The organism is Actinosynnema sp. NPDC091369 (assembly GCF_044757065.1).
Lineage (GTDB): Bacteria > Actinomycetota > Actinomycetes > Mycobacteriales > Pseudonocardiaceae > Actinosynnema.
On record NZ_JBIVUG010000006.1, the window covers coordinates 554052 to 566904 of the forward strand.

At 68.4% G+C, this 12853-nt stretch carries 14 protein-coding genes; 4 read left to right on the forward strand and 10 right to left on the reverse strand.

What is annotated here, in order from left to right; all coding sequences use genetic code 11:
- Positions 1 to 338: 338 nt before the first annotated feature.
- From ACIQMJ_RS25810 to ACIQMJ_RS25825, 4 genes are read right to left on the reverse strand one after another with little or no spacing between them, the layout of a single operon-like run.
- Positions 339 to 1070, reverse strand: coding sequence for a hypothetical protein (locus ACIQMJ_RS25810; RefSeq protein WP_499763550.1), 732 nt, complete (start codon positions 1068 to 1070; stop codon positions 339 to 341).
- Positions 1060 to 1311, reverse strand: a complete 252-nt coding sequence (locus tag ACIQMJ_RS25815; protein ID WP_499763551.1) for an AMED_5909 family protein — start codon at positions 1309 to 1311, stop codon at positions 1060 to 1062. The genes ACIQMJ_RS25810 and ACIQMJ_RS25815 overlap by 11 nt, the downstream gene beginning before the upstream one ends.
- A complete protein-coding gene (locus ACIQMJ_RS25820) occupies positions 1292 to 1627 on the reverse strand; it encodes a hypothetical protein (protein ID WP_499763552.1) in 336 nt (111 codons plus the stop codon). The genes ACIQMJ_RS25815 and ACIQMJ_RS25820 overlap by 20 nt, the downstream gene beginning before the upstream one ends.
- Before the next feature lie 3 nt (positions 1628 to 1630).
- Entirely contained in the window at positions 1631 to 2095 is a 465-nt protein-coding gene (locus ACIQMJ_RS25825) for a hypothetical protein (protein ID WP_499763553.1), read from the reverse strand.
- Positions 2096 to 2307: 212 nt separating this feature from the next.
- Between ACIQMJ_RS25825 and ACIQMJ_RS25830 the strand changes: the two genes are divergently transcribed.
- The 3 genes from ACIQMJ_RS25830 to ACIQMJ_RS25840 all read left to right on the forward strand — a co-directional run bounded on the left by ACIQMJ_RS25830 (position 2308) and on the right by ACIQMJ_RS25840 (position 5054).
- Complete coding sequence (locus tag ACIQMJ_RS25830) at positions 2308 to 3174, forward strand: DUF5919 domain-containing protein (protein ID WP_499763554.1); 867 nt, start codon at positions 2308 to 2310, stop codon at positions 3172 to 3174.
- Positions 3171 to 3971, forward strand: a complete 801-nt coding sequence (locus ACIQMJ_RS25835) for an inositol monophosphatase family protein (RefSeq protein ID WP_499763555.1) — start codon at positions 3171 to 3173, stop codon at positions 3969 to 3971. Before ACIQMJ_RS25830 ends, ACIQMJ_RS25835 begins: the two co-directional genes overlap by 4 nt.
- Positions 3972 to 4052: 81 nt before the next feature.
- Positions 4053 to 5054 (forward strand): hypothetical protein, encoded by a 1002-nt coding sequence (locus ACIQMJ_RS25840; RefSeq protein WP_499763556.1) that lies wholly within the window; start codon positions 4053 to 4055, stop codon positions 5052 to 5054.
- Between the two features lie 588 nt (positions 5055 to 5642).
- Here the strand turns inward: ACIQMJ_RS25840 and ACIQMJ_RS25845 are convergent.
- From ACIQMJ_RS25845 to ACIQMJ_RS25865, 5 genes are all read right to left on the reverse strand, one after another.
- Positions 5643 to 6812: a cation:proton antiporter gene (locus ACIQMJ_RS25845; RefSeq protein ID WP_499763557.1), complete on the reverse strand. Its 1170-nt coding sequence runs from the start codon at positions 6810 to 6812 to the stop codon at positions 5643 to 5645.
- Positions 6809 to 8962, reverse strand: coding sequence for a protein translocase subunit SecD (secD, locus tag ACIQMJ_RS25850; RefSeq protein ID WP_499763558.1), 2154 nt, complete (start codon positions 8960 to 8962; stop codon positions 6809 to 6811). The genes ACIQMJ_RS25845 and secD overlap by 4 nt, the downstream gene beginning before the upstream one ends.
- A gap of 37 nt (positions 8963 to 8999) precedes the next feature.
- Complete coding sequence (locus tag ACIQMJ_RS25855) at positions 9000 to 9329, reverse strand: hypothetical protein (RefSeq protein ID WP_499763559.1); 330 nt, start codon at positions 9327 to 9329, stop codon at positions 9000 to 9002.
- Between the two features lie 23 nt (positions 9330 to 9352).
- The gene (locus ACIQMJ_RS25860) at positions 9353 to 10345 is read right to left on the reverse strand and encodes a tetratricopeptide repeat protein (protein ID WP_499763560.1); all 993 of its coding nucleotides are present in this window, start codon (positions 10343 to 10345) and stop codon (positions 9353 to 9355) included.
- An 85-nt stretch (positions 10346 to 10430) separates the two neighbouring features.
- Complete coding sequence (locus tag ACIQMJ_RS25865; RefSeq protein ID WP_499763561.1) at positions 10431 to 11036, reverse strand: FMN-dependent NADH-azoreductase; 606 nt, start codon at positions 11034 to 11036, stop codon at positions 10431 to 10433.
- A gap of 103 nt (positions 11037 to 11139) precedes the next feature.
- Between ACIQMJ_RS25865 and ACIQMJ_RS25870 the strand changes: the two genes are divergently transcribed.
- Positions 11140 to 11610 carry a MarR family winged helix-turn-helix transcriptional regulator gene (locus tag ACIQMJ_RS25870; RefSeq protein WP_499763562.1) on the forward strand — a complete coding sequence of 157 codons (471 nt, stop codon included), beginning with the start codon at positions 11140 to 11142 and terminating at the stop codon, positions 11608 to 11610.
- 3 nt (positions 11611 to 11613) lie between these two features.
- Here ACIQMJ_RS25870 and ACIQMJ_RS25875 read toward each other — a convergent pair whose 3' ends face one another.
- On the reverse strand, positions 11614 to 12795 hold the full coding sequence (locus ACIQMJ_RS25875) for an NAD(P)/FAD-dependent oxidoreductase (RefSeq protein ID WP_499763563.1): 1182 nt from the start codon (positions 12793 to 12795) through the stop codon (positions 11614 to 11616).
- Positions 12796 to 12853 lie beyond the last annotated feature (58 nt).

Sequence of the window (12853 nt, forward strand, 5' to 3'; positions counted from 1 at the left end):
AGCACACCAGTTGGTTCGGGGCGTAGACGCCGAACCGCTTGCACGCCCCACAGGGGCGACCGTTGGACAGCTTCCACACAGACGGGGCACCACGCCGACTTGACGCGCGACCCCCACGTACCGATAGCCTTGACATGACCGGAACCCCTTGTGTGTCAACAAAAGCGCGCGAGAAAGCCCGGTCGTTGCGTCGTCGGTGAACTGCTCCAGGCCCGCCAAGACTTGAGGTCCGTTCACCGACGACCACGACCGACACAGGTCAGTGATCGTCTTCAGTTGTCACCCGACAGTGCGGGCGGACACCGCCGCATCCGATGCCCGCCCACACCACCGACTAGCTAGTAGTCCAACGGGTCAGGCATCCAGCGCAACCAGGCCGCGAGCCCACCGAGCGTGATCTTGAACCGCGTCTCCTCGCGGCCCTCCCCGCCGTCCTCCCGCCACTCGTGCCCCGTGGCATGACCGGCCGCGACCAGGTCCAGGCAGGCCAGTCGCACCATCTCTTCGGTGGCACCCGCCGCCGTCACCAGATCCTCGACCGTCCACGCCCGCGACGGGACGAGCACCAGCGCATCCGCCACCCGGTACAGCACCGGGAACGAGTAACCAACCAGCTCACCCCGAGCCCGGTCCTCGTCCGATAGGCGCGACCCCATCACCGGAGCCAGGCGGGGATGACGCCACATGTCCGCATCTCGCAACCAGTCGTGCGCAACAACCGGCCCACCCCAGTAGGCCAGCCCTTCGGGCGACAGCCGATGCTTGTGTACCGACAGCGCTCCCTGCAACGTCTCCTGGTCGACGGTCACGTGCCCCAACTCCGCCAGGTCGTTGCAGATGTGGCGCACCACCGAGTACGGCACGTCCGCAGACCGCGCCAACGAGCGCAACGACCACTCCTCATGCGGGTAGCCGACGAGCTGACACATCACCGCCTCGAACATCAACGGCGTGTACCCGGCATCGGACAACCGCTCCAACGGCAACCCATCCCGCACCACACCGGCCAGACCCACACCGTCACCGTTCGACCGACGACGAGCCCGCTCCACAGCCTGATCAACGCTCATCCGACTCAACCCCCTCAGCTTTCGCACGCTCGCGCTTGGCCCAATACAGCGCCTCGTGGTGATGACCTCGATCAACTTCCGCGACCCGCGCGTACACCTCGGCCGATCGCGTGTAGAACTCCCGCCACACGTCACGCGGTGCGTCGGGACCTGGCATGAGATGCGTCAACGCCTCGTGCGCGTCCTTGAGCGACGTCACGGCGTACGCCGCCGCCCACCGGTCAGGTTTGGTCTTCGCCACGACCGCTCACCCCCTCGACCGGCGCGTGAGCACGATGACCGCCGGCCTCCCGATCGCCGCCCGCAACGCGTTCGTTGACGTCGGCCTGGTGGTCGAACGTCTCGGCCGCGTGCAGCGCCGCCGCCTTGGCCCACCAAGGCGTGCTCTCCAACGCCGCGAGCTGCCGCCACAACCACGCCACCCGCCGATAGGTCGGCGCGATCCGAGCCGCAGCCGCCGGATCATCGGCAGCGACGTACCGGTTCGCCTCGTGCGCCTCCGTGTAGGCCCGGTACGCCGCCTGCCACTGCACGGTCAGTTGCTGAAGATCCGACACGGCTCATGCCGCCTTGGCCTCGGCGCCGCCACCGTTCGACTTGCCACCGGCAGGAGCCGAGCCAGCCGCCTTACCCACCGCCCTGAACCCGGTCGCCCGGAACAGGAACGACTGGTACTTGAACTCACCGTTGCCCGCGATGCGCGGCTCAGCCGTCAGACCGTCCAACTCGACCGGCCGCATCCCCGGCAACACCTCACCGGTGGTCGGCACCGGCTGCACGTCGGCCAGCAGCGTGATCTCGAAGCTCTTGCGCTTGGCGTTGGGCTCGTGCGGGTCGGTGACCGTGACCTTCCACTGCCGCTTACCGGTCGCCTCGTCCACCCGCTGACGCACCGGCCGACCGGCCGCCCTCTCGTCACGCGTCTGGTACTCCGTGTCCGGCATGACCTCCCCGACCATCACCAGGCCCTGAGGGAACGCATCATCGAACGAGACGGGGAACCGGTACCCCTTGCTGATCGCCATCGGCTTCACTCCTCTGACTGGTGCCGCTGTGTCGCGGCTTGCCCATTCAGATTCGTTGGCCAATGGTCCCGTCCCAGGTCCGCAGTGGTCTCACCTGCCGCGTACCGCCCGCGTGTCGATCTCAGCGAGTCTCGTCTTGGTCTCGTCTGAGTGCTAGCCTCGGCCGAAGGCACCACGTGGGGGGAGACCACATGGCTACAGAGTCCACTCTCTTGAGAGTCCTGCTCAGGCAACGCCACATGCAGGGTTACCGCACCTTCTGCAAGGAGTACGACCGCGTCGCCAAGCAACTCGACACCGACCTCATCGGCCGCTACCCCAGCAAAGCCCAGTTCTACCGCTGGCTGTCCGGCGACCTACTCGGCCTGCCCTACGCCGACCACTGCCGCATCCTCGAAAAGATGTTCCCCGGCTGGACCGCCGAGCAGCTCCTGTCCCCACACGAGGGCGACACCGACAGCCTCATCACCCCACCCCAACGAACCGCGGCCTCCACCCACCCCGTACCGCGCCCGGTCCAGATGCCCCAACAGGCCCGCCTGGCCGACGTCACCGCCGTCTACCCCAGCCGGACCGAGTTCCTGCACAACGTCACCCCACGCGACCTGTTCGAAGGTGCGAAGACCATCGACATCGCGGGCCTGTCCCTCAACGTCCTGTGCCAGCAGTACTCCGACAAAGCCCTACTCGACTCCATCGAGACCGGCACCACCATTAAGGCCCTCTTCCTCGACCCCAACGGCCACAACATCACCGCCCGCGAACACGAAGAGGGCCTACCCGAAGGCCACCTCTCCATGCTCACCCGCCTCAACATCGAAGCCCTACGCCGAGTGGGAGCCAAAATCCCACCCAACGCACACGGACAGCTCCACATCCGCGTCTACGACGAACCACTCCGCTACAACATCCTCATCACCGACCAAGCCAAGTGCGTAGTCCAGCCCTACCTACCCGACGCCCGAGGCGTCGAATCCCCTACCCTCGTGATCGAGAAGGACGACGCGACACCCGGCCTGTTCGCCACCTTCTCCCAGGTGTTCGACTCCATGTGGAACCGCGCAAAGGAGACTGCGTGAAGCGACCACTCGACCAGTTGGCCGACATCGCTTACAACGCCATTCAAATAGCCGCTCAGAAAATTACGCAGAGCAGGCCGGGCACTGTCATCGAGAAGTCGGATCGTGACACCTACACAGATATTGATCTAGACATCGAACGGGAGATTAAGTCATACCTCAGTCAAGTTACGCCCGAACTTGGCTTCGCTGGCGAGGAGCAAGGTCTCAGTGAAAACTTCAGAGAAGGAGACCCTTTCTGGGCGCTGGACCCAATCGACGGAACCTCGAACTTTGTGCACGGCGTTCCCTTGTCAGCTGCACAACTTGCCCTCATCGATGAAAGCGGCTCCGCCGTCGTCGCCGTAATTGCCCTGCCATACCAAGGTATGTACTACCAGGCAACAAAAGGGGAAGGATCCCACGTTAATGGGAGTAGGATCCACGTAAGCAGGACCCCGCTACTGCGCCAGGCCATCGTGTCCATGGGTGACTACGCAGTAGGCAAGCACTCCGAGGAGAGGAATCGAAAGCGGATCAAAATCACCGCCGGGCTCGCTAACAACGTCGAACGTATTCGCATGTTTGGATCTGCGGCTCACGACTTGGCATGGCTGGCAGAAGGGCGTATCGACGGCGTAGTAATCCTCTCAAACAATCTGATGGACATGGCCGCAGGCACTCTGATAGCGGCCGAGGCTGGTGCACTTCTCCTTGACACCAAGGGCGACTCGTACCATCCAAGGTCCAGCGACCTCGTAGCAGGCACGCCTAAAATCCTGGAAGAGCTTCTAGCAATCACGCGGGGCGCCGATTAACCGAATCGACCACAGGAGCACACCGCCAACACGTCAATAATGCAACCAGAGTACTGTCACCCACACCGAACCGGAAATTAGATGGCAGACAAAAGAAATTATACCGAAGCCACGAAAAGCGCCCTATTTGCACTGAGTACGAAGTGCTACTTCCCCGAGTGCCAGCAACCGACCGTCACATTCTTCGGGAAGTCCCCGAAGAAAAATGTGCAGATCGCACATATCCGAGCAATCTCGCCTAACGGCCCTCGCTACAACCCTCCCGGATATCCAAGTTTGACCGCGGAACAGAGAAACGAGTTCTCCAACCTCCTCTTATTGTGCGACTTTCATCATCCGATCGTCGACAAAAAAGAAAACGAGAAAATTTACTCAGTAAAGCTGCTCAATGAGTGGAAGCTCAAGATCGAGAAAGACATCCGCTCGAAGGTGGATGGCTTGGACAGCCTAACCGAACCTCGGCTCAATCGAATGCTAACGACAGCCGCCAAGCAAACGAAGAATGAGATCACTGATGCAATTAGGGAGCTATCTGAAGTCAGCTCGGGTGCCGCCAAGGTGCTAGCCAGTCTCTTCGAGAAAATCCAAGGCCACTATCTCGACCGAGAGTCAATCGATCGACTTGAGGCAGCTTCACATCGACTCTCTTACCTTGAGGAGGGATCGAGTAAGCTCTACTGGGCATCCAACACTCTTGGTGATCTTGAGGCTAGCTCAAGCAAGCTTTACTGGGTAGCCGAACAGCTTGGCAATCTCGAATCCAGCTCTAACAAGCTCCAATGGGCTGCCGACAATCTGGGGAATTTCGGCCAACATGTGAGTCGACTTGAGCAAGCCATCTCAGATTACGAGCGAGCCATACGCAATACACCCGAACCACCTGATATTTCTTACGCGGTCAACCAGGCGAGCAAATTACTGATCGCGCGAATTGACGAGAGGGTGTCTAACATCGACATCGGAGAACCTCCTGTTGTTGTAAACCATCCACAGAGATGGAAATATGCTCTATGGGGATTTCTCACCGGAGTCTTCGTCGTAACCGTAGCCGTGGTTACTGCCTACAACGCCGGGAGAATTTAATAATTAGACAGCATATGGTTGCCGAATATAGCTCTATGGGATCAAGGCGCGCCGCCTGCGGCAGCGCGCGGCAAGTACCGGCGCACGTTGGCACCGCCTCCCCGCATCACGGCACGCCGGGCTCCCGCTTCGCTCCGCCCGTCGGCCGTGCGCGGAGTCGGTGCACGTGGCCGGGAAGCGGCGCGCCAGCGCGGAGGCCGTGACCACAAGCAGCTCGGGAGCGGCACCGGTGGGGGACGATCGCGCGGTCACGCGGCTTGGTCGGGCTGGGCACGGCGATCGGCTGCCGCGACGGCTGCGCCGTCTTGCCATCGAGAAGGCCACTGGCGATGAGCACCAGGCCCAGGATGCACGACGGGCGCTGTCCCTGACGCGTCGTTCGCATCAAGGGCAGCGCCCGTGTGGTGATCAACTTTCAGGCCGTCACCAGGCCGTACGACGTCGGGCGGTCACGAGAACCACCGAGAAGTAACGAGAGAGTCTGCGCTGGTCAGAGACGACCCGAGTCCGAAGAGGACTGGTCGGCCAGAACAGCACTCAGAAGATCTCGTTCTGGTACGAGGCGAATCCGGTCATGGGGACACCTTGCTACACGAACAGGCGTTTCGGCAGGAGCCAGGTGAGGCGGTCCGAGCGCAGGACCGCCAGCGGGCCGACGACGGCCAGCAGGAGGACGTACCCGGCCACGAAGGGGGCGACGCGGGAGTCCAGGCCCGCGGCCACCGCCATCGCGGCGAGGACGAGGGAGAACTCGCCGCGCGTCAGCACGGTCAGGCCGATGTCCACGGCCTGCTGCCGGTCGAACGAGTGCAGCTTGGCGGCGTACAGGCCGGCGCCCAGGTTCAGCACGATCGTCACCGCGACGGCGGCCAGGATCGGCAGCACGACGGTGCCCACGGCGCGCGGGTCGATGCTCAGGCCGAAGATGAAGAAGAACAGCGCGCCGAACGCGTCCCGCAGCGGCAGGACGAGCTTGTGCACGCGGGGTGCGACGCCGGAGCCGCCGAGCACCGCTCCGACCATGAACGCGCCGATGGCGTCGGACACGCCGAGCTCGTGCGCGAGCGCCGCGCCCGTCACCGCCACGCCGACGAAGCACACGACCAGCAGCTCGTCGTCCGCCGAGCGGAACAGCCTGGTCACCACGGGACCGCCCCAGCGCGCGACCGCGGCCAGCACCAGCAGGAACGCGAACGCCTTGCCGAAGTCCACCAGCGCGGACACGCCGGACGTGCCGCTGAGCACGGGTTGCAGCACGGCCAGGTACAGGGCGAGGAACACGTCCTCGATCACGATGATGCCCATCACCAGCCGTGACTCGGGGTTGCGCAACCGCCGTGCCTCGACGAGCAGTTTCGTCACGATCGCGGACGACGAGATGCCGATGGCGCCGGCGACGACCAGCGCCTCGCGCGTGCCCCACCCCAGCGCGAAGCCGAACGCGAGCCCGCCGCCGATGTTGAGCACCAGGTACCCGGCGCCGGCCAGGGCGAGCCGCCGCCCGCCGGACACCAGGTCGTCCACGGAGAACTCGAGCCCGAGGTAGAACAGCAGGAACACCAGGCCGAGGCTGGACAGCACGCCCATCTCGCCGGGGTCGTCCACAAGCGACAGACCGGGTGTGTTCGGTCCGAACAGGATTCCGGCGACCATGAACAGCGGGATGGTGGGCAGTCCGATCCGGACTCCCGCCCGCGCGATGACGCCGGCGGCCAGGAACGCCCCGCCGACCGCGAGCAACGCGTGGCCTGTGTTCATCGGTCCTCCAACGCGATCGCCACGGGCGCCGCCGTCACCACGGTCGAGACCGTACCGGCGACCAGCCCGATCAGCAGCGCGGTGGAGAAGTCGGCCAGCGAGCCGTCACCGAGCACCAGCAGCGCGGCCAGCACGAACAGCACGCCGATGCCCGTGTTCACCGTCCGCGGCAGGGTTTGCAGCACCGCCGAACTCATCACATCGGGGAACGGCGCCTTGGTCCGCCTCAGCTCCCGCACCCGGTCGAACACCACCACCGAGTCGTTGACGGAGTACCCGATCACGGTGAGCAGCGCGGCGAGGAACACCGCGTCGGCCGTCTTGCCCAGCCACGCGAACGCGCCGACGAGCACGACCACGTCGGTGACCAGGGCGACCACGGTGGCCACGCCGAGCCGCCAGTCGAACCGCACGGCCAGGTAGACCAGTTGCGCCGCGACGGCGATGGCCAGCGCGATCAGCGCGTTGCGCCGCAGCTCGGAGCCGAGGCTGGGGCCGATCAGCTCGTTGCTGACCTGCTCCGCGCCACCGGTCGCGCGGTCGACGGCCTCACCCAGCCGCACGGCGGCGGCCGAGTCGATGGGACCGGTGCGCACCGAGAGGCCGTCGGAGCCCGACCTCACCACGACCGCGTCGCCGAACCCGGCGGACGCCAGCTCGGCCCGCACCCGGCCGGTGTCCGCGGAGGAGGCGGTGAACTCCAGCATCCGCCCGCCGGTGAACTCGACCCCCAGCTCCAAGCCGCGCACGACCAGGCCGCCGACGGCCGCCAGCACCACCAGGCCCGCGGCGAGCAGCCACCGCCGGGGCCGCCGGTACAGGGTGATCCCGCGTGAGGTGAGCCACGTGCGCACCCGTCCCAACGAGTGCAGGCCGCTCCACGTCGGCCGCCGTTCCAGCAACGGCATCACCAGTTGCAGCAGCACCCGGCTGAGCACGAGAGCGCTGAACAACGACGCCAGCACACCGATCGACAGCGTGACGCCGAAGCCCTTCACGGGCCCGGTGGCCAGCCAGAACAGCAGACCGGCGGCGAGCAGCGTGGTCACGTTCGAGTCCGCGACCGCGCTCAGCGCGCCGCGGAACCCCTGGTCCACCGACCGGGGCAAGCGCTTGCGGCGGGCGTACTCCTCCCGGGACCGCTCGAACACCAGCACGTTCGCGTCCACCGCCATGCCGATGGCCAGCACGAACCCGGCCAGCCCCGGCAAGGTGAACGTCGCCCCGATCGCCAGCATCGCCGCGTACGCCAGAGCCGCGTAACCGGCCAGCGCGACCACCGCGACGAGCCCGGCGAGCCGGTACGCGAACACCAGGAACAGCCCGGTCAGCGCGACGCCGATGATCGCCGCACGGGCGCTGGCCTCGATCGCCTCGGCGCCGAGCGTGGGCCCGACGGTCCGCTGCTCCACCACCTCGACCGGCACGGGCAGCGCGCCGGACCGGATCACCAGCGCCAGCTCCTCGGCCTCGGCCTGGCTGAACTGCCCGGTGATCGACGTGCTGCCGCCGATCATGCCGGTGCCGCACACGACCGACGGGTCGACCTGCGGCGCGGACACGACCTCGCCGTCCAGCACGAACGCCACCCGCCGCTTCGGGTCACCCGGCGGCGAGCACGCGGCCTCGGCGGTCACCCGCTGCCACGCCTGCGGGGCGTCACCCTGGAAGTCGACGCCGACCAGGTAGCCGACGCCCTGGGAGTTGGGCGTGGCGCGGGCGTCCTCGATGCCCTCGCCGGTCATCACGACCTCGCCGAGGCTGACCGCGTCACCCGCCAGCGTCGGCACGTCGCCGAGCCCGGTCACCGGCTGCACGCGCAGCTGGGCGGTGCGACCGAGCACCTCGATGGCCTCGGTCGGGTCCTGCACGCCGGGCAGTTCGACCACGATGCGGTGATCACCGGACCGGGCCAGCACGGGTTCGGCCACGCCGAGCTCGTCGACCCGGCGGCGCAGCACCTCCATCGCCCGGTCGGTGGCGTCGGAGGTGGCTTCGGACGGGGTTTCGAGCACGATCTGGGTGCCGCCGCGCAGGTCGAGACCGAGGCGCGGTTGGACGGTGAGCAGGGTGAACGCGGACGCGACGAGCACGCCGAGGGCAAGCAGCCCGCGGACGACGAGAGCTCGCCGCGCACTGGGGCGCGGCATGGCGAAGGAACCTCCGGGTGAGGTGAACGGGGTGGGTTCAGCTACCGGAGGTCGCGGGTGGCGCGCGTTCGCCGAGCGGGGTCTGGCCGTTGCGCTCGACGACGTGGTGGGTCGGGTCGATCACGTTCACCCGCACGGGTGGGGCGGGTGTGACGTGCACGGGCGGCTGGACGCCGTCCAGCGGCTGACCCACGTGCACCTGCACGGGGTGGGAGACGTTCGTGCCCCGCGTGGCCGTGCCGGGCAGGTGGGCGGCGTCCACGGTGGACGAGACGGCGACCACGTCGACGGGCGTGCCGGGGCCGGGTCCGGACACGACGAAACCCGCGATCAACGCCAGGATCGCGAGCAGTGCGCGTCGGGTCATCGGCCTCCTTCCCGACGTCCAGGTTAGCGACCGCCGGCCAGGACGACGACGGCTCCGCCGATCAGGGCGCACAGCCAGGCGATGACGAGCGGCTGCATCGTCGTCGCGCCGAGCAGGAGCGCGACCGTCCAACCGGCCAGGACGGCCGCGGACAGCGCGAACATCGTCGCGGTGAAGGCGACCTTGGGCCGGTGCCGCGGCAGCCGGAGCAGCGCCCGCCGCACCCCGCGCCGCGCCTTGAGCAGCACCAGCCCGACGACCGCGCCGCAGGCGACGACCAGCAGGCCGGAGAACCAGCCGAGGAGCGGCGTGGGCCGCGGCATGCCCGCGAGCAGCAGCACCAGCCCGCCCGCGACGAGCAGGGCGGCCAGCCGCGACAAGGCGGGCCAGACCAGCGCGTGCGCGGCCTGGAGGGCTTCGCCGGACGGCGGCGGGATGGGCGCGCCGCCGCGCTTGCGCCGCACGGTGTCGAGGTTGGCGCGCACGTCGTCGGCTTCGGGGTCCAGGCGCAACGCGGTGCGGTAGGCGCGTTCGGCGGTGCCCCAGTCGCGCACGCGCAGGGCGGCGTCGCCGAGCACCTGGAACGCGCGGGCCTGGCCGGGCGCGAGGTGCGCGGCCTGCCGGGCGACCTCGACGGCTTCCGGCCGTCCGTCGGGGCTGTTCGCGAGCACTTCGGCCAGCACCACCTGGCAGCGCCAGTCGCCGGCCTTGCGGCGCACGCACTCCCGGGCCGCGACGACCGCCTCGGCGTGCCGGCCCAGTTCGCTCAACGCCAGCGCGGTCAGCCGCTGCGCCCACGCCGGGTCGCCGTCGAGCACCAGGGCGCGCTTGGCCGCGTTCAGGGCCGGGTCGGGTTCGCCCGCGTCGAGGTGGGCGGCGGCCAGTCGGCACCACGCCTCACCGTGCAGGGGGTTCACCACGAGCGCCGGCTGGAGCAGTTCGATCGCCTTGCGCGGCAACCCGCGTGCGGTCAGCTCGGCGGCGCGCACCACGACCGCGGCGATCGGCTCCGACATGGCCCACATCGTGGCAGGCCCATCGGGCTTGCACTATCGGGTGACGGGCCGCCCCCTCGACGACGGCCCGTCACCCGCCTCCCCCTCAGGTGACGGCCAGCTCGCGCACCAAGCGGTGCGCGTCCTCCCGCGAAGCGGCCGCCAACTCCTTGAACTGCGCCAGGTGCGGCACGACGCCGGCCAGCGTCAGCTCGGCGTGCACGAACTCCGGCGCCACGCCGAGCATGCCGAACACCGCCCGCAGGTAGGGCTCCTGGAAGTCGAACGAGTGCCGGGGCGTGCCGGGCGCGTAGGAACCGCCCCGCGCGGTCACGACGACCACCCGCGTGCCGGTCAGCACGCCTTCCCCGGTCTCCTGGTCGGCGAACAGCTCGGGCACCAGGATCCAGTCGAGCCACGCCTTGAGGCTCGACGGCACGCCGTAGTTGTACATCGGCACGCCGAGCAGGACGGTGTCCGCCGCCTTCACCTCGGCGACGAGCTGCCGCTCCAGCGGCCGGTCGCCGTCGGCCTCGCGCGTGGCCAGCGCCGCCGCGTCGACGTGCGGCAGCGGTTCCACGGCCAGGTCGCGGTAGGTGTACCGGCCGTCCGGGCGCGCCGCCCGCCACGCCTGCGCATAGGCCCCGCTGACCTCGCGCGACACCGAGCCGTCTGTCCGCAGGCTGGTGTCGATGTGCAACAAGTGCGCCATGGTCCCCCCTAGAAGTTCTTGACTCGGAACATATGGGTAGAGGAGTTACGAGTCAAGATGTTCCGAGCCGGGAATATCTCACACGGCAGGTATGCTCGACGGCATGGACCTCGCCCCTGACCTCGGCTGCACCAGCCGCGCGGGCCTGAACTGGCTGCTGCACCGCGCGGCGCAGAAGCTGGGCGCGGTCGCGCAGGAAGCGGCGGTGCGGCACGGCATCACCACGCGCGGGCAGATCGTGCTGACCGCGCTGGTCAGCGAGGAGTTCCAGCGCACCCAGCTCGCGCTCGGCCACGCGCTGGGCGTGGACAAGACCACCCTGACCGCGGAGCTGGACCGGCTCGAACGCGCGGGACTGATCATGCGCAAGCCCGACCCGAACGACCGGCGCGTGCGCGTGCCCGTGATCACCGAGCAGGGCCGGACCGTCCAGCGCGAGGTGGAGAAGCTGCACACCGCGGTGGAGCGGGAGTTCACCGCCGGGCTCGGGCCGGAAGAGGCGCACACGCTGCGCGTGCTGCTGGAGCGCCTGATCGCGTCGGGCAACGGACCCGACCACGGCTCCTGCATGTGACGCCTAGCGCAGCTGCTCCGGCGTCACCTCGGCCCGCGCGTCGACCAGCAGCTGCAACGCCTCGCCGTCGTCCCACTGGTTGACGTTCATCGCGGCCTGCACCCGCCCGTCGCGCAGCCAGAACGCGGTGAACTCGCGCGCGTCCACGTCGCCGCGCACCACCAGCTCGTCGTGCTCGGCGTCGGCGAGCCCCCGGTACTCCATGCCGAGGTCGTACTGGTCGGTGAAGAAGTACGGCGAGGCTTCGTACGGCTCGTCCGAGCCCAGGACCGGGCCGGCCACGTGCTCGCCCTGGCCCTTGGCGTTCGCCCAGTGCTCGACCCGGACCCGCCGGCCGTAGCGGGGGTGGTCGTGCGCGGCGACGTCGCCGACGGCGAAGACGTCCGGCGCGGACGTGCGCAGCGTGCCGTCCACCGCCACCCCGCCTTCGACCAGGGCCAACCCTGCGTCGCGCGCCAGGTCCAGGTTCGGCGCGGCGCCGACCGCGACCACCACGACGTCACCGGTCAGCGAGCCGCCGTCGGCGAGCCGGACGCCGTGCTCGGTGAAGCCGTCCACGCCGGCGCCGAGCCGCCACGTCACGCCGTGCTCGGCGTGCAGGTCGCGGAACACCTCCCCCATGCGCGGCCCGAGCACGCGGCGCAGCGGCAGGTCCACCGGGTCGACCACGGTCACCGACGCGCCGTGCCGGCGGGCCGCGGCGGCGACCTCGCAGCCGATCCACCCCGCGCCGACGATGACGACCTCGGCCCCTTCGGTCAGCTCGGCCCGCAACGCCAGCGAGTCCTCCACCGTGCGCAGCGTCCGCAGACCTGGGAGCTCTCCGCCCGGCACCGGCAGCCGACGCGGTGTCGAGCCGGTCGCGAGGATCAGCCGATCGTACGAGTGGGACACCCCGCCGGCGTCCTCGACGGCCCGTCCGGCGACGTCCACGCGGACGACCTCGACGCCCAACCGCAGCTCGACCTGGTGGGCCTCGTAGAAGTCGGGCTCGTGCACGCGGTTCGGCTCGTCGGCCTCACCCAGCAGGAGCTGCTTCGACAGCGCCGGCAGCTCGTAGGGCCGGTGGCGCTCGCGGCCGAACACGACGAGGTCGCCGGTGTAACCCCGGGCGCGCAACGCACCTGCCGCCGCGGCACCGGCCAGGCCCGACCCGATTATCACGATCCGTTGCGGTTCAGCCATTTTCTCACCCCTTCAGGTGACTGCGAGGACAGCCTCATGCGACGCTAGCGACAGCTCG